15 protein-coding genes are annotated in these 21,496 nt (G+C 70.1%); 7 read left to right on the forward strand and 8 right to left on the reverse strand.

Features of this window, described 5'->3' with window-relative positions; translation table 11 throughout:
* Position 1: 1 nt before the first annotated feature.
* On the reverse strand, positions 2-1,402 hold the full coding sequence (locus ACOGI9_RS14130; protein ID WP_419857749.1) for an NTP/NDP exchange transporter: 1,401 nt from the start codon (positions 1,400-1,402) through the stop codon (positions 2-4).
* Positions 1,403-1,466: 64 nt separating this feature from the next.
* Here ACOGI9_RS14130 and ACOGI9_RS14135 point away from each other — a divergent pair, with 64 nt between their 5' ends.
* Positions 1,467-2,810, forward strand: coding sequence for an NTP/NDP exchange transporter (locus ACOGI9_RS14135; protein WP_419857750.1), 1,344 nt, complete (start codon positions 1,467-1,469; stop codon positions 2,808-2,810).
* 7 nt (positions 2,811-2,817) lie between these two features.
* Here the strand turns inward: ACOGI9_RS14135 and ACOGI9_RS14140 are convergent, their stop codons facing one another.
* Both ACOGI9_RS14140 and ACOGI9_RS14145 read right to left on the reverse strand, forming a co-directional pair.
* Positions 2,818-3,747: a hydroxypyruvate isomerase family protein gene (locus ACOGI9_RS14140; protein WP_419857751.1), complete on the reverse strand. Its 930-nt coding sequence runs from the start codon at positions 3,745-3,747 to the stop codon at positions 2,818-2,820.
* Positions 3,740-4,618, reverse strand: coding sequence for a sugar phosphate isomerase/epimerase family protein (locus tag ACOGI9_RS14145; RefSeq protein ID WP_419857752.1), 879 nt, complete (start codon positions 4,616-4,618; stop codon positions 3,740-3,742). Before ACOGI9_RS14145 ends, ACOGI9_RS14140 begins: the two co-directional genes overlap by 8 nt.
* Positions 4,619-4,766: 148 nt before the next feature.
* On the opposite strand from ACOGI9_RS14145, the gene ACOGI9_RS14150 reads away from it, so the two are divergent.
* The 3 genes from ACOGI9_RS14150 to ACOGI9_RS14160 are packed head-to-tail and all read left to right on the forward strand — an operon-like array spanning position 4,767 to position 7,436.
* Positions 4,767-5,408, forward strand: coding sequence for a gluconate 2-dehydrogenase subunit 3 family protein (locus ACOGI9_RS14150; RefSeq protein ID WP_419857753.1), 642 nt, complete (start codon positions 4,767-4,769; stop codon positions 5,406-5,408).
* Positions 5,405-7,093, forward strand: coding sequence for a GMC oxidoreductase (locus ACOGI9_RS14155; RefSeq protein WP_419857754.1), 1,689 nt, complete (start codon positions 5,405-5,407; stop codon positions 7,091-7,093). Before ACOGI9_RS14150 ends, ACOGI9_RS14155 begins: the two co-directional genes overlap by 4 nt.
* A 34-nt stretch (positions 7,094-7,127) precedes the next feature.
* Entirely contained in the window at positions 7,128-7,436 is a 309-nt protein-coding gene (locus tag ACOGI9_RS14160; protein WP_419857755.1) for a PIN domain-containing protein, read from the forward strand.
* A 15-nt stretch (positions 7,437-7,451) separates the two neighbouring features.
* Here the strand turns inward: ACOGI9_RS14160 and ACOGI9_RS14165 are convergent, their stop codons facing one another.
* On the reverse strand, positions 7,452-8,774 hold the full coding sequence (locus ACOGI9_RS14165; protein WP_419857756.1) for an aminotransferase class V-fold PLP-dependent enzyme: 1,323 nt from the start codon (positions 8,772-8,774) through the stop codon (positions 7,452-7,454).
* A 156-nt stretch (positions 8,775-8,930) separates the two neighbouring features.
* On the opposite strand from ACOGI9_RS14165, the gene ACOGI9_RS14170 reads away from it, so the two are divergent.
* The gene (locus tag ACOGI9_RS14170; protein WP_419857757.1) at positions 8,931-11,159 is read left to right on the forward strand and encodes a S9 family peptidase; all 2,229 of its coding nucleotides are present in this window, start codon (positions 8,931-8,933) and stop codon (positions 11,157-11,159) included.
* On the opposite strand, the gene ACOGI9_RS14175 is transcribed toward ACOGI9_RS14170, so the two are convergent.
* Positions 11,051-14,224: an aminotransferase class III-fold pyridoxal phosphate-dependent enzyme gene (locus tag ACOGI9_RS14175; protein WP_419857758.1), complete on the reverse strand. Its 3,174-nt coding sequence runs from the start codon at positions 14,222-14,224 to the stop codon at positions 11,051-11,053. The genes ACOGI9_RS14170 and ACOGI9_RS14175 overlap by 109 nt on opposite strands.
* 118 nt (positions 14,225-14,342) lie before the next feature.
* Here ACOGI9_RS14175 and ACOGI9_RS14180 point away from each other — a divergent pair, with 118 nt between their 5' ends.
* Together ACOGI9_RS14180 and ACOGI9_RS14185 are read left to right on the forward strand one after the other, a co-directional pair.
* Complete coding sequence (locus tag ACOGI9_RS14180) at positions 14,343-16,286, forward strand: Ig-like domain-containing protein (RefSeq protein WP_419857759.1); 1,944 nt, start codon at positions 14,343-14,345, stop codon at positions 16,284-16,286.
* The gene (locus ACOGI9_RS14185) at positions 16,283-17,224 is read left to right on the forward strand and encodes an SDR family NAD(P)-dependent oxidoreductase (RefSeq protein WP_419857760.1); all 942 of its coding nucleotides are present in this window, start codon (positions 16,283-16,285) and stop codon (positions 17,222-17,224) included. The genes ACOGI9_RS14180 and ACOGI9_RS14185 overlap by 4 nt, the downstream gene beginning before the upstream one ends.
* 45 nt (positions 17,225-17,269) lie before the next feature.
* Here ACOGI9_RS14185 and ACOGI9_RS14190 read toward each other — a convergent pair whose 3' ends face one another.
* The 3 genes from ACOGI9_RS14190 to ACOGI9_RS14200 all read right to left on the reverse strand — a co-directional run bounded on the left by ACOGI9_RS14190 (position 17,270) and on the right by ACOGI9_RS14200 (position 21,465).
* A complete protein-coding gene (locus tag ACOGI9_RS14190) occupies positions 17,270-17,965 on the reverse strand; it encodes a peroxiredoxin family protein (RefSeq protein ID WP_419857761.1) in 696 nt (231 codons plus the stop codon).
* Between the two features lie 240 nt (positions 17,966-18,205).
* The gene (locus ACOGI9_RS14195) at positions 18,206-19,075 is read right to left on the reverse strand and encodes an enoyl-CoA hydratase/isomerase family protein (RefSeq protein ID WP_419857762.1); all 870 of its coding nucleotides are present in this window, start codon (positions 19,073-19,075) and stop codon (positions 18,206-18,208) included.
* Positions 18,997-21,465 carry a S9 family peptidase gene (locus ACOGI9_RS14200; protein ID WP_419857763.1) on the reverse strand — a complete coding sequence of 823 codons (2,469 nt, stop codon included), beginning with the start codon at positions 21,463-21,465 and terminating at the stop codon, positions 18,997-18,999. Before ACOGI9_RS14200 ends, ACOGI9_RS14195 begins: the two co-directional genes overlap by 79 nt.
* Between the last annotated feature and the right edge of the window lie 31 nt (positions 21,466-21,496).

Consider the following 21,496-nt stretch of genomic DNA (forward strand, 5'->3'; position numbering starts at 1 on the left):
CTCAGGAAGCCACGCGCCGTGCCTGGGCCCGTCCGAGCGCGATGGAGAGGACGATCCACATCCCGGCCAGCGGCGCCGTGGACATCGCGACCCACGCCAGTGTCAGGCCGAGCATCGCGAACAGGCTGTCGATGCCGGCGCCCGCGAGGTCGCCGCCCCGGTACAGGAAGACGTCGACGATCGGCTTCCCCTTGTACTTCTCCGCGGGCGGCACGACCGAGAACAGCGTCTCGCGCGACGGCCGCGAGATCGCGTACCGCGTCGCCCGGTGGACGGCCTGGAAGATCATCATCACCCCGTAGATCGGCCACACGGCGAGCACGACGAATCCGAGCACGGTGACGAGCGGCAGGATGGCCAGCGTCCACCCGACGCCCAGTTTCCGGATCAGGTGGGTCGTGATGAAGATCTGCGTCAGCAGGGTTCCGAACTGCGCCAGCGAGTCGAAGTCGGCGAAGCTCCCCACGCGCTGGCTGAACGTGTCCGTGGCCTCGAGGATGACGTTCGCCTGGGTGAAGTAGATCAGGGTGTTGGAGATCGCCATGAACACGACCCAGAGGCCGACGCCGAGCAGGTAGGGCGAGGTGAACACGGCGCGCAGCCCCTCCAGCGCCCCGCCTCCGATCCGCGTGCCCCCATCGCCTCGCCGCCGGGGGCCGGTTTCCGCCGCCGTCGGTCCGCCCGCCGGGCCCGCGCCGAGCCGGGAGAGGTCCGATGCCCCGGCCCTCCGGTCGAGGATCAGCATGACGGCGATCGCGAGCGCGAAGCAGCCGGCCCCGATCAGCATGAGGCCGGCGGGCAGGTAGGGACTCTCGGTGAGTCCGCTGACGAAGCTCGCGCCGCGCCCCCCGATCAGTGCGCCCAGCGTGCCCCCGATCCCGATGAAGGGGAACATCCGCTTCCCCTGATCGACGTCGAACACGTCGACCATGAAGGACCAGAATACGCTGGTCGAGAAGAGGTTGATGACGCTCAGCCACACGTAGAAAGTGTAGCCGACGCCGCGCGCGAGACCGGTCTCCGCGTCGGTGCCGATGAGGCCGCCGCCCGACCGCACGTCCTGGATCAGCAGCGTCGCAAAGCCGATCAGACAGGCGATCACGAACAGGTACGCGATCGGGATGAAACGCCGGCGATTCGTCCGCGCCACGACGCCCCCGAATACGAGGACGGCGAACAGGGAGGCCACCGAAGTCACGGCGAAGAGCCAGCGCAGGTCGTCCATCCCGCGGGCCACCCCCATCGCCTCGCGCACGGGACGGAGGAAGAAGTAGCCGCAGAGGACGAGGAAGAAGAAGAGCGCGGACAGTACCGCGAGACTGAATTCGCCCCGCCGCATGTTAAGGATCCGCCGGGCGGCGCCGACGACAGATTGCAGGAAGCTGGCCACGTTCGCTCTCACCGTTAGGTTCCGGGATCTTCTGAAGAGAATCCCTTTTTCCATCGACCGGCAAGCAGAGCCACGCATGACCCCGCCTCCGGAGAGCGAGCGGCGCACGTTTGCCGCACGGCTGACGGGCGCCCGCCCGGGAGAGGCGGGGCTCGTGCTCCTGTCGGCCCTCTACTTCTTCTTCATCCTGTCGGCGTACTACGTGATCCGGCCCATCCGCGAGGAGATGGCCGTCGCGGGCGGGGTCGAGAACATCCCCTGGCTCTTCACGGGTACGCTGACGGCCATGCTTCTCGTGCACCCGATCTTCGCCGCGGTCGTGTCACGGTGGACCCGCCGGCGGTTCGTGACCCTCACGTACCGCTTCTTCATGCTGAACCTGCTGGTCTACTTCGTGCTGCTGAGGGTCGTGACCGACGGCGACGCTTCCGTATGGATCGGCCGGACCTTCTTCGTCTGGATCAGCGTCTTCAACCTGTTCGTGGTCTCCGTCTTCTGGTCGTTCATGACCGACATCTTCCGGGAGCGCCAGAGCCGCCGCCTGTTCGGCCTCATCGGAGTCGGCGGCACCGTGGGGGGGATCGTCGGGTCCGCGATCACGGCCTTTCTGGTGGGGTTCCTGTCGCCCGCGACGCTCCTCCTGTTCTCGGTGCTGCTGCTCGAGGGCGCGGTCGTCTGCCTCAAGGCGCTCGACTCGCGCTGTGCGACCCGCGCGGCGGCGGTAGAAGGTTCGGGTGGCGGCGGCGAGGCGGGCGATGTGATCGGAGGCACGGCGCTGGAGGGGATCCGGCGGGTGCTCGCGTCGCCCTACCTCCTCGGAATCGGCGCCTTCATGCTGCTGTTCACGATCGGTTCCACCTTCCTCTACAACATCCAGGCGGACATCGTCTCGCGTACCTTCGCCACCGGGGCGGAGCGGACCTCGGTCTTCGCGCGCATCGACCTCTCGGTGAACATCCTCACGCTCTTCACCCAGCTCTTCCTGACGGGTCGCATCCTGAAGTGGCTCGGCGTGCGCCTCGCGCTCGGCATCCTGCCCGTGCTCAGCGTCCTCGGCTTCCTCGCGCTCGGGGCGGCGCCCGTCTTCGCGGTGTTCGTCGTGTTCCAGGTGCTGCGGAGGGCGGGGAACTTCGCGCTCGCGGTGCCGACGCGGGAGGTGCTCTACACCGTCCTTCCGCGCCGGGACAAGTACAAGGCCAAGAACTTCAACGACCTGTTCGTCTACCGGGCGGGCGACCAGATCGGGGTGTGGTCCTTCGCGGGACTGCGCGCGCTGGGGATGGGAAGCTCCGCGCTGGCGCTGACCATGGTCCCGCTCGCCGGACTGTGGCTGCTGATCGCGCTGTGGCTGGGAAGGAAGCAGGCGGCCCTGGCCCGGAGGCCCGACGCCGCTCAGGCGGAGGTGGCCGCGGCCGGCTAGCGGGGGTTCAGACGGCGCACAGCTCCACGGCTTCGCGCAGCGATCGCAGGGGATCGCCGCTCCGCGGGATGAACTCGTGGGCCATGAAGCCCTCGAAGCCCGTGTCGGCGATGGCCCGCACGATCGGGGGATAGTTCAGCTCCTGCGTGTCGTCGATCTCGGCGCGCCCGGGGACGCCGCCGGTGTGGTAGTGGCCGATCCAGGGGCTCGCATCCGTCAGCGTGCGGATGATGTCCCCCTCCATGATCTGCATGTGATAGACGTCGTAGAGGATCTTCACGCGCGGCGAGTCGACGGCCCGAATGACCTCGAGCGCGTAGTCCATGCGGTCGCCGATGTAGTCGACGTGTCCGCCGGGCTTCGAGTTGAGGACTTCGACGAGGATCGTGACGCCCTCGGATTCGGCGATCGGGGCGCACGCCTCGAGGCAGCGGATGGAGTTCTCGATCCCGACGCCGTTCTCCATCCCGCGGCGGTTGCCGAAGAAGCAGATCACGTTGGGGACCGAGACGCGCGCGGCGTGCGGAATGTGGCGCTCGAAGGCCTCGATGATGCCGGCGTGGTTCTTCGTCTCGTTGAGGCCGTCCTCGATCGTCCCGGCCGCCACGTCGCCGCACGAGACCGTGAGACCGTGGTCGTTCGCGACGGGCCATTCCTCGACCGTGAGCAGGTCCATCGCGGTGAGGCCCATGTCGGCCACGCCCCGGCAGAAGGGGACGAGGGGAATCTCCTCGAAGCACCAGCGCGCCACGGACTGCGTGATGGCGTTGGCGGACCGGCGGGCGCTGCGACCCGGCGCTCGTGGCCCGTCGGCGAGCGCCGATGCGGGGTTCGCCGTGCCGCCGACGAGCAGACCGAGCGAGGCGGCACCCGTCGCGCGCAGGGCGTCGCGGCGGCTGACCGGCTTCCGGTTGCGGGGTGGGGCCGGATCAGCCATCGAGCGCGTTGAGGTGCTCGTAGCTCGCGCGCACCGACCCCATCGGGTCGGCGGGCGCGTCGTGCTCGACGAAGTAGTGGATGAGCCCCGCCTCGTCCGAACGCTCGAAGATCGCCGCGAAGTCGATGACGCCCGCGCCCACGTCCGCCATCTCGCCATCTGTCGTGCGGTCCTTCACGTGGCAGAGGTCGAAGCGGCCGGGATACCGGCTGATGTAGTCGAACGGGTCGGCGCCGCCGTGCACGAGCCAGTAGAAGTCGACCTCGTAGGTGACGAGTTCGGGGTCCGTGTTCTCGATCATCACGTCGAGCAGGCGGAGACCGTCCACCTCTTCGAGCTCGAAGTCGTGGTTGTGATAGGCGAACACGAGCCCGGCCTCCCGGCAGCGCGCCCCGAGCCCGTTGAACTCGTCCGCGAGCCGCCGGTATCCGTCCACGAGGGCCGTTCCCGTGGCTCCGTCGTTTCCCGGCCGCTCGGGGCCCGCGAGGTAGGGGAGGACGAGGTACCGGTGTCCGATCTCGGCGGCCGCGGCGGCGGCCTCGTCGAAGCTGGACCGGAGTTCCTCGAGCGACAGGTGGGCCGCGGGGGCGGTGAGGCCTTCCGCTTCGAGCGCGGTCCGGATCTCGGCCGGCGAGCGGCCGAAGTAGCCGGCGAACTCCACCTCGCCGTAGCCGATGCGCGCGACGGACGCCAGCGTCCGCTCGACATCGCGCGCCATCAGCGAGCGCACCGTGTAGAGTTGGAGCCCCCACGCCTCGGGGAGCGTCCGGGCCCCGGGAAGGGTCCGGGCCGCGGCGGGCGCCGCGCGTCCGGCACCGGCGAGGAGGAGGCCGGCGCCGAGCGAGTTCTGTACGAATCTCCGTCTGTCCATGCGCGCAATATGTCGCCCGCCCCGGCCGGCGTCGAACCGCTGCTCGAACGCCGCGGGGCTTTTGCCGCGGGCTGCCGGGCCTATGTTGGCGGGGCGCGGCGGCGCCTCCGCCGTCCGCGCGCGTCGATGCGGGCCGGGAGGAACGACTGTGAGACGGCGCAGGGCTCTCGAGATCATGGGCGTGGCCGCGGGCGCGCCGCTGCTGGCGCCGGGGAGCGCGGTGGCGGAGGCCCTGGCGCTCGGGCAGCGCATCCGGTCGGTGGCCGGCCCGGTCGGCGGCGCGCCGCCCGCGACGCTCACGCCCGCGCAGGCGCGGACGGTAACGGCGCTCGCCGAGGTCATCATCCCCCGGACCGACACGCCCGGCGCGAGCGAGGCGGGCGTTACCGCATTCGTCGATGCCCTCCTGACCGGTTGGCTGGACGCGCCGGACCGCGACCGTTTCCTCGCCGGCCTGGACGAGGTGGATCCCCTCGCCCGGGCGGCCCACGGCGCCGACTTCGCCGACTGCACGGGGGCTCAGCAGACCGAACTCGTGGCGCGGCTGGACGAGGACCTCGACCGCCGCCGCCGGGATCCCGGGATCGACGAGACGCAGACCTTCTTCTACGACATGAAGCGCTTTACGCTCGCCGGCTACTTCACGTCGCAGCCCGGCCTGCGCTCGCTGGGATACCGGATCATCCCCGGCGCCTTCGAGGGGTGCGTGATCCTCGACCAGTACGGCACCGGCGAAGGCCGGCCGGGCGCACGGCGCAGCCGGCAGAGCCGCTCCGGAGAGCAGCCGTGAGCCGGCAGGAGGTGTGGGACGCGATCGTCGTCGGGTCGGGGATCACCGGCGGCTGGGCCGCGAAGGAACTCACCGAACTCGGCCTCCGCACGCTCGTGCTCGAGGCGGGGCCCATGATCGTCCCGGAGCGGGACTACACCGAGCACGTGCCCCCGTACCGCATGCCGTACCGCGGCTGGAACGACCGCAAGGCGCTCGCCGCCGAGCAGCCCGTGCAGCGCGAGTGCTACGCCTGCGACGAGATGGGCCGGAAGTTCTTCGTCAACGACATCGAGAACCCGTACACGACCCCCGACGAGAAGCCCTTCCTGTGGATCCGGGGCCGCCAGGTCGGCGGACGCTCGATCATGTGGGCGCGCCAGTCCTACCGTCTCAGCGATCTCGACTTCGAGGCCAACGCGCGCGACGGGATCGGGGTCGACTGGCCGATCCGCTACGCGGACCTCGCCCCGTGGTACAGCCACGTCGAGGCCTTCGCCGGCATCAGCGGCCGCCCCGAAGGACTCCCCCAGCTGCCGGACGGCGTCTTCCTGCCGCCCATGGAGATGACCTGCGTCGAGAACGCGGTGAGGGAGGCGATCGCGCGCGACTTCGGCGACACGCGGATGATGACGATCGGGCGCACCGCCGTCCTCACCCGCGACCACAAGGGGCGCAGCGCGTGCCACTACTGCGGCCCCTGCCACCGCGGCTGCCGCACCCGGAGCTACTTCAGTTCGCTCAGCGCCACCCTCCCCGCCGCCGAAGCCACCGGGCGCATGACGCTGCGCCCGGACAGCGTCGCGCACAGCGTGATCTGGGACCCCGCCCGCGGCCGGGTCACGGGCGTGCGCGTCATCGACCGGCAGACGGGAGAGGACCTGGAGTTCCACGGGGAGATCGTGATGCTCGGCGCCTCGGCGCTGGAGTCGACCCGCATCCTCCTCCATTCGACGTCCGCCGACTTCCCGGACGGGCTCGCGAACTCCAGCGGGGTCCTCGGCCGCTATCTCATGGACCACACGATGAGCACCGGGGCGAAGGCGAAGTTCCCCGGCTGGGAGAACCACGGCTACACCGGCCAGCGTCCGAACGGGATCTACATCCCCCGCTTCCGGAACGTGACGGAGCCGTCGCCGGACTTCATCCGGGGCTACGGCTACCAGGGCTGGTCCACGCGGCAGGGCTGGAGCCGCGGCCTCGACATGCCGGGCTTCGGGGCCGACTACAAGCGCCGGCTCACCGAGCCCGGCGTGTGGGAGTTCGAACTCGGCGCCTTCGGCGAGTGCCTCCCGCGCGAGGAGAACTACATCGAACTCGACCCGGAGCGGGTCGATGCGTGGGGAATCCCGGCCCTCCGCATCCACTGCGAGTGGAGCGACAACGAGCGCCGGATGATGCGGGACAGCGCGGACCGCGCCGCCGAAATGCTGGAGGCCGGGGGCGGAGTCGACGTCGAGTTGCTCACGGATCTCACCGCGCCGGGCCTCACGATCCACGAGATGGGGACGGCGAGGATGGGGCGGGATCCGGCGACCTCCGTCCTCAACGGCTACAACCAGGCGTGGGACGCGCCGAACCTGTTCGTGATCGATGGCGCGGCCATGTCCTCATCCGCCTGCCAGAACCCGTCCCTCACCTACATGGCCCTCACCGCCCGCGCCTGCCACTACGCGGTCTGGGCGAAGAACCGCAACGAACTCTAGCAGACCCCTCTCCCGTCATCTTGATCCACGACCGGTGTTGAGAAGATGGATCTCCGACGGCGAGGTCCTGGGCATGAGCGCCGTGGCCTGGACGGAGTTCCTCTGCGGTCCGCTGGTTCCCTCCACGCTTGCGCTCGCGGCTGACCTGATCGGTCCGCCTACCGAATTCACGCCTGGAGAAGCCGCCCTGGCCGCTCGTCTGTTCAACGATTCGGGGCGGCGACGGGGGTCGCTGCTCGACTGCATGGTCGCGGCCACCGCGCTCGGGGAAGGAGCGCAGATCGCCACAGTGAACGTAAAGGACTTTCGACGCTTTGAGCCCTTCGGGCTGCGATTGGCCTGACGTCGTCCGGCGGGACTAGGTCGATCGGGCGAGCGCGTCGGCGATCTGCTCCATCTCCGCCATCGTGTTGTACATGTGGGGGCAGAGGCGGATGCCCGGGAACACACCCCTGCGGAGCGCTCCCGCGACGCCGTGCTCCTCGTAGATCCGGTTGTAGATCTCGCTGTGATCGTCGACCCCCAGTTCGGCGATGACTACGCCTCCGCCGAGGCCGGGTACGTCGGACGTGTGGAACTTCACGCCGGGGATGCGCTCGCGGATCGCCGCCTTGAGCCCGGTCGCGAGGGCGCGCATGCGGGCCTCGATCGCCGCGGCCCCGATCGCCTCGTGGAAGTCCACCGTCGTCCCCATGCCCGCCACCGCGGCGTCGTCCCGCTGGCCGTACGTGCCGAACTTGTCGGCTCCGCCTCCCGCGACCGCGCCCTCCCAGCCCACGCCGACGTCGCTCGGCCACAACTCCGCCACGCGCTCGGCCCGGACATAGAGGACGCCGGCTTCCTTCGGCCCGCAGAACCACTTGTGGGCGCTCCCCGTGTACGAGTCGCAGCCCATGTCGTGCAGGTCGACTTTCACCGCGCCGAAGCTCTGGGCCCCGTCCATGTGCACGTAGATGCCGCGGTCGCGCGCGATTCGGCACAGGCGCCGCGCCGGCAGCTCGACTCCCGAGATGTTCGAGATCTGCGTGACCGCGAGGACGCGCGTGCGGTCGGTGAAGGCGCTCACGAAGGCGTCGATCAGCTCGTCCTCCGTCTCGGGCACGGGCGGCGTCGTCACGCGGATCACCTTGTAGCCCCAGCGGTCGGCCCGGACGTCCCAGGCCACGTTGTTCGTGGGATGGTTCTGGTCCCACAGCACGACCTCGTCTCCCGCGCCCAGCGTGAGCCCGTTGATGACGGTGTTGTTGCTCTCGGAGGTGTTGCGGGTGATCACGATCTCCTCGGGCGAAGCGCCGAGCAGCCGCGCGAGCGCCTCGACGGACTTGTCGGCGAGCGCGTTGAACTTGGCCCGGTTGTGGAACGAGGCGTCCCGGTCGATGTCGCGCGTGTACGCGAATACGGCTTCCTGCACCGGCCAGGGCGAAGGGCAGAGATTCGCCGCGTTCACCAGGATGAGGCCGGGCCGGAGCGGGAACTGGGACTTCACCATCTCCCAGAAGGACTCGTCCTCCGTCCCCATGAAGTCTCGCCGTGCCGCCAGTTCCGCCGGGCTGAGGCCGGGCCTGGACGGCGCCCGTGTCCAGGCCGGAGTCGCCGCGAGGGCGGCTCCCGCCGCGGCGCGCTTGAGGAATCGTCGGCGGTCGGGCAGGCGGGTCGCGTCGGTGGGCGAGCGGGTCGTCACGGAAACCTCCCGGCTTGTGGGCCGCCGCATCCCGCGCGGCAGCCGCGGTCGTTCAAGAATCCAACATAGGGCCCGTGCCGCCGCGCGGTCTATGCACGCGGCGTGGCGCATCCCATGTTTCGAAAGGCCCCGCGCCCATCACACCAGGAGGTACCCATGGACACGCGCGCCCCCCTTTCCCGCCGCGCCCCCTTCCCGAATCCCGTCACCCTCGTAGCGCTCTGCGCCCTTGGCGTGCTCTGCAGCGTCCCGATCCCCGGCTCGGCGCTGGTCGCCCAGGAAGCGAACGGCGCGCTGGCGCTGGAATCCTGGCTCGACTGGGAGCGGGTCCAGGATCCCCGGATCTCGCCGGATGGCGGCGCCGTGGTATACGAGCGTCTGTGGGTCGACAAGATGAACGACGCGTGGGAGTCCTCGATCTGGATCGTGAACCCGGACGGCAGCCGTCCCCGCCACCTCGTCGACGGGTCCTCGCCGCGCTGGTCTCCCGACGGCAGCCGGCTCGCGTTCCTCGCGCCCGACGACGAGGGGAACACGCAGATCTTCGTGCGCTGGATGGATGCCGAGGGCGCCGTGTCCCAGGTGACGCGGCTCACGGACAGTCCTTCGAATATCGCCTGGTCTCCCGACGGGACGCGCTTCTCCTTCACGATGCGCGTGGGGGCGGAGCAGCCCACGGCGCGCCACTGGTCCATCTCGCTCCCCCAGCCGGAGGGGGCGACGTGGACGCCGGGGCCCCGGATCATCGAGCGCCTCGTGTATCGGCAGGACCGCATCGGTTTTCTGGGCGACAAGTACCAGCACATCTTCGTCGTCCCCGCCGAAGGCGGTACGGCGCGCCAGCTCACCGAGGGCGACTACAACTTCGGCGTCCCGACGTGGGAGCCGGACGGACAGTCGCTCCTGTTCAGCAGTCTCATCATCGAGGACGCGGAATACCGGTGGCAGGAGACCGAGATCTATCGGCTCGACGCCGAGTCCGGCGAACTGAGCCAGGTCACGACGCGCAAGGGCCCGGACAACCGGCCGGTGCCCTCGCCGGACGGGCGCATGATCGCCTACGTGGGACACGACACGACGACCTTCGACTACATCGAGTCCGCCGTATACGTGATGAACGCGGACGGATCGAACCCGCGCGCCCTGACGGCCGAGATGGACCGCAGCCCCGGGGCGCTGCACTGGGCCCCGGACGGAGGGGGCGTCTACTTCGACGCCTCCGCGGACGGCTATCGCAACATCCACTACGCGTCGGTGGACGGCGACGTGCGGGCGATGAGCGAGGGCCCGCAGATGTTCGGCGTCAACGATGTGAGCGACGGCGGCATGGCCGTCGGGATGTGGGGGGACGCGCACGAACCCGGCGACATCTACGCCTTCCCCGTCGACCGGCCCGATCGGCGCACGAGGCTGACGGATGTGAACGCCGACGTGCTCGCGGGCGTGACTCTGGGCGAAGTGGAACAGGTCTGGAGCGAGTCATCCCATGACGGCCTCGCGATTCACGGCTGGGTCATCAAGCCCCCGGACTTCGACGCGTCGCGGCAGTATCCGCTCATTCTGGTGATTCACGGCGGCCCGCACGGCATGTACAACGGCGGGTTCAACTTCTCGTGGCAGGAGCACGCCGCGAACGGCTATGTGGTCCTCTATACGAACCCGCGCGGAAGTTCCGGCTACGGGACGGAGTTCGGGAACGCGATCCAGTACGACTATCCGAACCACGACTTCGACGACCTGATGTCGAGCGTGGACGAGGTCATCTCCCGCGGCTACGTGGACGACAGCAACATGTTCGTCTACGGGTGCTCGGGCGGCGGCGTGCTCACATCATGGGTCGTGGGGCACACGGACCGCTTCCGGGCCGCGTCGGCGAACTGTCCGGTCGTGAACTGGTTCAACTTCCCCAACGAGGTCGACGGCAACTACCTGCGCTGGTACGCGGACTTCCAGGAGTTCCCCTGGGTGGACCCGAGCGAGCACATCCGCCGCTCGCCGATCACCTACGTGGGCAACGTCACGACGCCGACGATGCTGATGACGGGCGTCCTCGACCTGCGCACGCCGATGTCGCAGACGGAGCAGTTCTACCAGGCGCTCAAGGCGCAGAACAAGCCGACCGCGATGGTCCAGTTCCAGGGCGAGTGGCACGGCACGTCGCGCCTGCCGTCCAACTTCCTGCGCACGCAACTCATCCTGCGGAAGTGGTTCGAGCGCTGGGGCACGCACGACGACGAACGCCGCCGCCAGCCAGGGCGAGTCGTAGCCGGAGCGCGTCAGGGCAGGAAGGCGGTTTCCGAGAGGACTTCGTCGAGACCCGAGATCAGGAGGTCGGCGTCGGCTTCGGAGAAGACGAGTGGGGGCTTCATCTTGATCACGTTGTGATCCGGGCCGTCCGTGCTGAGCAGGATCCCCTTGTCGCGCATCCGCTGGACGGCGGCGTCGGCGAGGTCGGCGGCCGGTTCGAGGTCGTCGCCCTCCCGCACGAACTCGATGCCGGTGAACAGACCGCGGCCGCGGGCGTCCCCGACCGGGGCGTGACGGTCCCGGAGGTGTTCCAGGCCGGCGAGTAGACGCTTGCCGACGATGGCGGCGTTCTGCCGCAGTCCCTCGTCCTCGATCACGTCGAGGACGGCGAGGCCGATGGCGCAGGAGACGGGATTCCCGCCGTAGGTGTTGAAGTACTCCATCCCGTTGGCGAAGGACTCGGCGATGTCGCGCGTCGTGATGACCGCGGCGAGCGGGTGGCCGTTCCCGATCGGCTTGCCGAGGGTGACGATGTCGGGGACGACGCCGTGCTCCTCGAAGGCCCAGAAGTGCGACCCCACGCGGCCGAAACCGACCTGCACCTCGTCGGCCACGCATACGGCGCCCTGCTCGCGGGCCGCCGCGTAGGAAGCCGCGAGGTATCCGGCCGGGAGCGGGATCTGGCCGCCGCAACTGAGGATCGACTCGTGGAAGAAGGCGGCCGCCCCGGGCGGGCGGTCCTCGAACCAGGTGGGCTCCGTCTCGAGCGCCCGCGCCGCCTCGCCGACGTGTGCCGCGTACAGGGGTGCCACCTCGCGTTCCGGCCCGCGGTGGATGCCCCGGAACAGGTCCGGCATCGGCGCCATCCGGACCCAGGGCCGGAGCCCTTTCCCGCCGGGGCCGTTGAACTTGTAGGGGCTCAGGTTGACGACCGAACTCGAGTTCCCGTGGTACGCCCCGTCGAGGACGACCGCGCCCACCTTGCCGGTGTGCGTGCGCGCCATGCGCAGGGCGAGTTCGTTGGCCTCGGTGCCGGAGCACACGAGGAAGCACACGTCGAGCGGGGCCGGGAAGAGGGCCGCCAGCCGCTCCGTGTATTCGAGGATGGTCTCGTGCAGATAGCGCGTGTTCGTGTTGAGCGCGGTCATCTGCCGGCGCGCCGCCTCGTTCACGCGCGGGTGCGAGTGTCCCACGTGCGCGACGTTGTTCACGCAGTCGAGGAAGGGCTGGCCGTCGATGTCGTAGAGCCGGGCACCCCGGCCGCGGACGATGTGGAGCGGTCGCTGGTACGAGAGGCTCAGCGAAGGGCCGAGCCGCCGGTCGCGGTCCTCGACCAGGGCGGCGTGGCTGCGCGGTCGCGGCGCCGCGGCCTCCCCCGGCAGTCGAAGCAGGTGGTTGGGGTCGGGGCTCACCGCCGTCCAGACGCCGCGGGCGCTCGGCGCGGCGACGCCCGGGAAGGTTCCTTCGTACCCCAGGGGATCGAGGAGGATCTGGAAGTGAAGGTGCGGGGCCCAGTCGCCGTTGTCCGGCGGGGCCCCGATCCAGCCGATCGTCCGGCCCGCCTCCACGACCTCTCCGGGCGCCAGGTTCGGTAAGGATTCGGGCGACAGGTGCCCGAACAGCGTCCGAACGCGGACAGGCTCATCCGCCTCTCCGGCCGCGTCCTCCAGTTCGTGCTCGAGGATGATCGTGGGGCCGTAGTCCAGGCGGTCGGCATTGTCGCGCACGGACACGACGCGGCCCCCGAGCGGCGCGAGCACGGGTGTCCCCGGCTCCGCGAACAGGTCGACCCCGAGGTGAACCGTCCGCCACTCGTCCATCTCGTTCGCCGGCGCGCGGAAGGCGTCGCCCGTGTACCACCATCGCACCTCGTCGTAGCGGCCGATGCCGACCGCCGCCCCCGCGTCCCGCATCTCGTCGAACAGCCGTTGCGAGAACGCGGAATGATCCGTCGGATCGAACGTCCCGCCGTCGTCCCCCGACTCGACGCTCAGGTCGAGCGTGACGATGGGCGCGGTGCGCGGATCGGGGTCGAGCACCGGCGCGGCGCCCCGGGCGGCGCGTTCGAGCGCCGCGATGACCCGGGCCGTCGAGGCACAGGGCGCGTGCCCGCAGGCCTCCCGCAGCCGGTAGCGCCCCAGGTTCGGCGGTGTCGCGTCCAGCCGCTCGAGCACCTCCCAGGCCGGTGCCTGGCTCACGAGCAGGTACTCGTTGTCCGGCTCCTGGGCGCCACGGACGGACGAGATGGTCACGCTCAGCGCGAGCCGCAGCCGCGCCAGTTCGTAGAGGACATCCGCTTCCGCCTCCACGACCTCATGCTCCGCCACGTACCCCCGCGTCACGTCGCAGAAGGCGGCCACCGGATCGCGCGTCGCGAACCCGGCGTAGGCACAGGCCACGGCGAGGTTCGCCACCGTCCACGAACGGACCGTGTCGCCGAAGTCCACGACGCCCACGAGGTGGGGCGCGCCGCCCTTCATCCGCCCCGGATCGACGTGGATGTTGGCCGGGTTCGCGTCGTTGTAGATCAGGCTCTCGCGCAACTCGCCTGCCCGTGGCCGCACAACCGCCGCGTGCCGCTCGAGAATCCGGGCGACGACTTCGCGCCGGCCCGGATCCCGGATCGCGCCCAGGTTCTCCGCGATGAGCGAGGCGGCGCGGCGCAGGTCCCAGATCATCGGGCGGTCCGCGCCCGCCAGCTGCGACGAAGAACGATCGAGGATCGCGGCGAGCCGCCCGATCTGTCGGCGCAGTTCGGGTCCGTGCGGCCGGAAGCCGTCCAGCGGAATGCCCGGGACCGGCTCCAGGAACCGCGCGAAGTGAGTGCGCCCGCCGATCGCGTGTTCGACTAGACGCCCGCCCGCCGATGCGTCCGCGCCGGCCTCCTCGCCCTTCCCGGCGGGGCGCCAGTGCGGAAGCGCGAAGCAGGCCTGGGACTCCGAGAGCGCCGCCAGCAGGGCCGCTTCCTCCTCGAGGACGGCGCGGTCTTCGAGCAGGTTCGAAACCTTCAGGTATCCGCGGACCCCGGAGCCGCCGGGGCTTCCCTCCGCGCTCCCCTCGGAGACTTCGAACACCCGGTCCCGCTCGCTGGCGCATTCGCGGGCCGTCCCGTCCACACCCCAGTGCGTCCGGACGAGCCGCGCCGCCGCTTCCTCCGAAAAGGAGGGCCTCCCGGCCGCGTATCCGGCGTCGAGCGTCTCCATGGAGGCCGAAGCTCCCACGCTGCCGGGACCGGGTCAACCACGCGGGTTGTTGCCGCCCGCGTCCGTCGCACCGAGCTTCCGGGTCCGGTCGAACCGCATCCGTACACGGAGGATCACGATGTCGCTCCGCTCCGCCTTGTTCGTTTCGATCTTCACCGCGGCCGCCGCGACCGCCGGCTCGCCGGCCCTCGCCGCGCAGGATCGGGTGTACGCCGTCGCTTCGCCGGCCGAACTGGAACTCGAGGTGGGAGCGTCGTTCCAGCTCACCGCGGAGATCCAGGGAACCGCGGAGGAGGGCGCCGCTTCGGAGGTGCGCTGGTTCGCCGCGGACGATGGCGTGACAGTGACGGACGGCGGCGTGGTGACGGCGGTGCGGCCGGGCGAGTCGCGCGTGGCGGCGATGTTCCGCGGCCAGCCGAGCTGGGTGACGATCCGCGTGCCCCGGCTCGAGCCCGCCCGAATCGAGGCCCGCGTCGCCGGCCCGGTCTATGCGGGCGCGACCGCCGCCCTTCACCTGGAGGCCTACACGGAACCGGGCACCGCGGTGGACGATGCCGAGTTCGCGTTCGCCTCCGCCGACCCGGGTGTCGCGACGGTGGAGGGTTCCGGACGCGTGCTCGGCCACGGGCCGGGACAGACGGTCATCACCGTTTCCGCCGGAGACGCCTCGACCCGGATCGACGTAACCGTCGAGCCGAACACCGCCGAGGACTACGAACTCGTGGCTTCCGGGGATGTCAGCTCGCTTTCGACGGGAGATGTCGCGGCGTTCCGGCTGGCGGGCCGCGACGGGGACGGCGGCGAGATCCCCCTCGCGCCGCTCTGGAGCGTGACGCCGAGCGGGGCGAGCGTCGAACCCGTCGACGGCCGCGGGCTGTTCGTGGCGGAGGAGCCGGGGACGTACCACGTGACCGCGATCGCGGGACCGGCCATCGCCCGGACGGTTTCCGTGCGCGTCGGCCCCCGCCGCCACACCGCCCGGCTCGAACTCGTGGGGAGCGGGATCACGTCCACGCACCGCGCCGGCGACACGTGGGTGTTCGAGGGCGTGGACGGGCGCGACTACGCCTACCTCGGCACCTTCTACCACGACTGGATGAAGGTGTGGGACGTGACGGAGCCGGCGCAGCCGGTCCTCACCGACTCCATTCAGCTCGATGCCCGCCGCATCAACGATGTGAAGATCCACCCCGACAACCGTCTCGGGATCGTCACCCGCGAAGGAGCCTCCAGCCGCAGGAACGGGATCGTTCTCCTGGACCTCTCGAATCCCGCCCATCCGGAGATCCTCTCCGAGTACACGGACACGGTGACGGGCGGCGTGCACAACGTCTGGATCCTGGGGGACGAGGATCTCGTCTACGCCTGCCACAACGGGACGAGCGAGATCGTCATCATCGACATCTCCGATCCGGCGAACCCGCAGGAGATCAACCGCTGGGCGCACGACGAACCGGTGCGCAGCCTGCACGACGTGATCGTCCAGGACGGGTACGCGTACGCGTCGTTCTGGAACGAGGGCATCTACATCCTCGATGCGGGGGCGGGCACGCACGGGGGCACGGCCCGCGACCCGAAGCTCGTCTCGCGGTGGGTGTCGGGGCAGGGGAACACGCACGTCGCCTGGCGTCACGGCAAGTACCTGTTCGTGGCGGCCGAGATCTACCCGTCCGACTGGGATCCGAACGCGTTCGGCCCCATCGAGGCGCGAGGTTACGTGGAAGTGCTCGACATGACGGACATGGAAGACCCGGTGAAGGTCGCTCACTACACCGTGCCGGAAGCGGGAGCCCACAACCTGTGGAGCGACGACCGCGACCGGCTCTACGTTGGCTACTATCAGGCGGGGCTGCGGGTGCTGGACATCTCGGGGGAACTGCGCGGCGACCTCTACCGCCAGGGCCGCGAGATCGGCGCGATCAAGACGTCATCGCCGGACGCAGCGGTGCCGAACTGGTCGATGACGTGGGGCGCCCAGTTGTTCAAGGGGCGGATCTTCACCTCCGACCTCCACTCCGGCCTTTGGATCGCCCGCCTCGTCGAGGAGGAACTCGTCCCATGAGAACGATCGCCAGAACCATCGTCGCGACGGCCGCCGCCGTCCTCATATCCGTCTGGCCGGCTTCCGTCGCCGAGGCCGTGGCCCAGGAGGCCCCTGCGCCGGCCCCCGGACAGAACGTGACCCTGGTCACCGGAGCCACCTCCGGCCTCGGCCGCGAACTCGCCCTTCGGCTGGGCGCGCGGGGCGATCACGTCATCGTCCACGGGCGCAACGAGGAGCGGGGCGCGGAGGTCGTGGATGCGATCAACGCGGCGGGGCCCGGGAGCGCCCGTTTCTACCGCGCCGACTTCGCATCGCTCGCGGAGGTCCGCGCGTTCGCCGAGACGCTGCTGGCCGACTACGAGCGGATGGACATCCTGATCAACAACGCGGGCTTCGGTTCCGCGCCGGATGAGCGGTGGGTCACCGAGGACGGGCACGAGTACCGCTTCCAGGTGAACTACCTCTCCACCTTCCTGCTCACGCACATGCTGATGCCGCGCCTGCTCGACAGCACGCCGTCGCGCATCGTGAACGTGTCGTCGGGCGCGCAGACGCCGATCGACTTTGACGACGTGATGATCGAGAACAACTTCAGCGGGCGCCGCGCCTACGCGCAGAGCAAGCTCGCCCAGATCATGTTCACGCACGATCTGGCCGACGACCTGGCCGGAACGGGCATCGTGGTCGGCTCGCTCCACCCGGCGACCTACATGCCGACCGGCATGGTGCGGCGGTTGGGCGCGACCCCGCGCTCCACCATCGCCGAGGGGGCCGATGCGGTGATGCAGGTCGTCGACTCGGACGATTTCGAGAGCGGGCAGTACTTCAGCGGTCTCAGGCCGACCCGCGCGAACGACCAGGCCTACGACGCCGGGGCGCGCGCCCGACTCAGGGAGTTGAGTCAGGAACTCACCGGCCTCACCTGCAGCATGGGCCGCTGCCGGCTGGATCGCTGACCGGCGGGCGGCTCCGCCGGAGCCGCTCCGCCGGAAACGGTCCTCCTAGCGCTCCAGGGCTTCGAGCGCGGCGAGGATGTCCGCGTGCTCGGGGCGGACGCGGTAGTCCACTTCCGTGAAGCTCCAGCGCACCGTGCCGTCCATGTCGATGACGTAGGTCGTCGGGTGCGGGATCTGGCGCCCGCGCCCGTCCTCCTCGTTCAGGAGGCCGTAGCGGTACGTGATCGCGGAGCCGTCATCGGACAGGAGCGGGAAGTCGAGCGCATAGTCGTAGTCCTCGAGGACGCGGTCGACCATGAGCCCGATGTCCTCGGGGCTGTCCGGGGCGATCGCCAGGAGCTGGGTCCGTTCGCGCTGTTCGGGCGTCATGAAGTCTCGCAGCTCTCCGAGCTGCTTTGCGCAGTACGGTCACCAGTGGCCGCGGTAGAAGAAGAGGATGACGTCCTTCTCTCCGCGGTAGTCCGAAAGCGTGATCGGCTCGCCCGTGCTTGAAAGGGCCGTGAAGTCGGGAGCCGGATTGCCGGCGAGCACGCGCTCGAGGTCCGCCGGGGGCAGGTCGTGCCCGTCCACGGGGCCGAGCGCCACCTGGGCCGCCTCCTGCGCCGCGGCCTCGTCGGCTCCCGCCGCCGCAGAGGTGTCCGCATCTGCGGTGTCTCCCCCGGCTGAGCAGCCGGCCGCTCCCACCGCCAGCGCGATTCCCGCCGCCCACAACCGGGCGTGACGCGCGTCCATTATCCGCATCTTCCTGTCTCCCTTTTTCTCTTGAGTGCGCCCGCGAACGCCGCCGCCGTCCGCCGACTCGGCAACCCTATCGCACCGGGGGGCCGCGCGACAGAAGCGGCCGGCAACGTGATGAGTCTCCGTTGACCGGCTCCGCCATCCTGTAATAAGGAGCGTCTGGCTCGGCTCGAAGGCTACTTCGAAGCCATGGGGCTGGGAGACCCCCCGCTGCGGAAGCGAACCGCCAAGTAGGCGGAGCCGCTAGCGGCCGCGGTAAACGGGGGCGCGCTTCTCGGCGAAGGCCTCCAGGCCCTCGCGCCAGTCCTCTGAGGCCATGCAGGTGAAGAGCGCCTCGGCCTCCAGGCGCAGCGCCTCCTCCGGATCGACGGATTCCGCGCGGTCGAGCAGGCGCTTGGCGAGGCGCATCGAGATCGGGGCGTTGCGGGCCAGCCGGCCGGCGAGATCGAGCGCGGCGGGGAGGACCTCCTCCGCGGGGAGCACCTCGTTCGCCAGCCCCCACGCGCCGGCCTCCTCAGGGGTGAAGTAGCGCCCCAGGAGGATCAGTTCGGCCGCGCGCGCGTGTCCCACGCGCCGGCGCAGCGTGTAGGCCGTGCCGCCGCCGATGAACGTCCCCAGCGCGACCTCCGGCATGCGCAGCTTCGCCTCCTCCGCCACGATGACGAAGTCGCACGAGAGGGCGAGTTCGCAGCCCGCCCCGATCGCGTGTCCGTTCACCGCCGCGACCACGGGTTGCGGCAGCGTCTGGATCGCGCGGAACACGCGCTGGCTCGTCTCGATGTAGGCGTGGCGCTCCGCCATCGACGCCTCGTGGTCGCGGTGCGCCTTGAGGTCCGCCCCGGAGCAGAATCCCCGCCCCGTCCCGGTCACGACGACGACGCGCGTCTCGAAGTCCGCTCCGATGCGCGCGAGTTCGGCTTCCAGCGCCTCGTACATGGGGAGGCTGACGGCGTTGAGACGGCGGGGACGGTTGAGGCGGAGGATCCGGACGGGACCCTCCGCCTCGACCAGGAGCGGGACTTCGGCGGCGGCGCTCAGCTTCCCGCGTCGTCCGTCGTCGTAACGGGCTTCGCCGGCTTCACGTGCATCTCGAGCCAGCGGTCGGTCTCCCACAGGACGTGCAGCACCGACTCGCGCGCCGCGTAGCCGTGGCTCTCGGCCGGCAGGAAGACGAGCCGCGCCGTCGCGCCCAGCCCCTTGAGCGCCGCGTAGAAGCGCCGAGACTGGATGGGGAAGGTGCCGGAGTTGTTGTCGTCCTCGCCGTGGATGATGAGGATGGGCTCGTTCACCTTGTCGGCGTGCATGAAGGGCGACATGTACAGGTAGAGGTCCGGGTCCTCCCAGAAGAGCCGCTGTTCCCGCTGGAAGCCGAACGGCGTCAGGGTACGGTTGTACGCGCCGCTGCGCGCCACGCCGGCCCGGAAGATGTCGGAGTGCGCGAGCAGGTTGCCGGTCATGAAGGCGCCGTAGGAGTGTCCGCCGACGCCGACCCGGTCCGGATCCACGACCCCGCGCCGCACACCCTCGTCGACCGCCGCCTGGGCGTTCGCCACCAACTGCTGGCGGAAGGTGTCGTTGGGTTCCGCGTCGCCCTCGCCGATGACCGGCATCGACGCGTTGTCGAGCACCGCATAACCCCGGGTCACGTACGGCACGGCGCCGCCGTAGGGGATCCGCGTGAACTGGTAGGGCGAGTCGCGCCGCTGGCCGGCCGCCGCCGCGCTCTTGAACTCGGTCGGATAGGCCCACACGAAGGTCGGGAGCGGACCGTCGCGCTCCTGGTCATAGTCCGCCGGCAGGTAGAGCGTGGCCGAGAGCGGGATGCCGTCCCCGCGCTCGTACTGGATCGCTTCCTTGCGGATGCCGGCGAACTGCGGGTACGGGTGCGGGAATTCGGTCACCGCGCTGATCGTCCCCCGCTCGAGGTCGCGCAGGAAGTAGTTCGGGGGCTCATCGACCGACTCCCGCCGCGTCATCAGCCGCCCGTCCTCGAGGAGCGTGACCACCCCCTCGTAGTAGGGCGCCTCGGAGCGGAACAGCTCCTCTTCCTCACCCGTGTCGAGGTTCCGCTTTCTGAGGAAGGGACGGTTGCCCTCGGGCGAAGCGCCCTGCCCCGCCAGGTAGATTGAAGACCCTCCGTCGGCGGTCATGAGGACGCCCTGGCCGCGCGCGTTCATCGTGAACATCGGGAAGCCCGGGTCGTTGTACCGGTCCTCCGTCTGCAGGTCGAAGATCAGCTCCATCTCGCCCGGCGCGTCCGGATCGATCCGGTAGGTGCGCTGCTGGCGGGTGGAGAACCAGTTCTCGTTCACGAAGGCGAATCCCTCCTCCGCCCAAATCACGCCGCCGTAACGGAGCGGGAGATCCGCGATCGCGACGGGCTCGCCGGAGAAGGGCGCCGCGTGCATGAACACCCGGTCGCGGATGTCCGCCTCGGCGAGGGCGTCGCCGCCGTCCTGCGCCTCCGTCCAGTACAGCGTCGCGTCCGCGTCGGCGCGCCACGAGATCGACCGCACGCCCGTCGGCACCGATCCGAACGACGTGGGGACGCCGTCCTGGAGCGGGAGTTCCGCGACCTGGTGCACCACGTTCCCCTGCGCGTCCCACACCTCGATCGTGCGCGGGAAGCGGGAGGCCGGCACCTGGTACGAGTACGGCCGGTGCGTTGTCTGCACGAGCAGGTGCTCGCCATCCGGCGACGGCGAGGCGCCCGAAAAGATCGACGGATCGCCGACCATGGCCACCGACCCGTCGAGGCCGACGCGGGCCAGCTGCGCCGTCGAGTAGTACTCGTAGAGCGCCTCATCGTGCTGGTCCTGCAGCAGATCCTGATATGTGCGGGCGGGCGCCGCCTCCCCCGACGTCTCCTCGATCATGGGCGCCGTCGGCACCATCGGCTCCGCGGGCGCCGGGCCGCGGCCCGGCGGCACCGCCATGGCGTAGAGAAAGTCCCCTTCCGGCGACCAGTTGAACGGGGCCCCGAAGCCCACGTTCACGAGGTCGAGGTCCGACAGCCGCCGCGCCGCCGCGGAGGGGACGTCGAGTATCCAGAGCTGCACGGCCGAGTCGGTGTCGTGCGTGAACGCCACCGTGCTCCCGTTCGGCGACCAGCGCGTGTTGCGGATGCGCGGGTTCGCCGGCAGCCCGGTCACGGCGCGCTCTTCCCCGTCGAGCGTGCGAAGCCCGAGACCGTTCGAGGGCCGCGCGCGGCTGGGGCCGTTCGTGCGCGGGTTGATGCGCAGACCGGCGATCCGCAGTTCCGGCGCCGCCACCTCGGCGATCGACGGCAGGCTGGGCCGCATCGTGAGCAGCATCACCGATTCGTCGGGGCTCAGGCTGATCCCCGGCGTCGCCGGGGCATCGACGAGCGCGGCGAGTTCGGCGGCCGGCGTCTGGTATCCGTCCGCACCCTCCTGCGCGGCGGCATCCGTCGCGGCCGCGGCGAGGAGAAACGCGAAGGAGAGGGAGAATCGGAGGACTCGGGGACTGTAGTCGTGTCGCATTGTAGACGCTCCAGCTGATGACCGAGGTCGC

This window comes from Candidatus Palauibacter irciniicola, from assembly GCF_965208695.1.
GTDB lineage: Bacteria > Gemmatimonadota > Gemmatimonadetes > Palauibacterales > Palauibacteraceae > Palauibacter > Palauibacter irciniicola.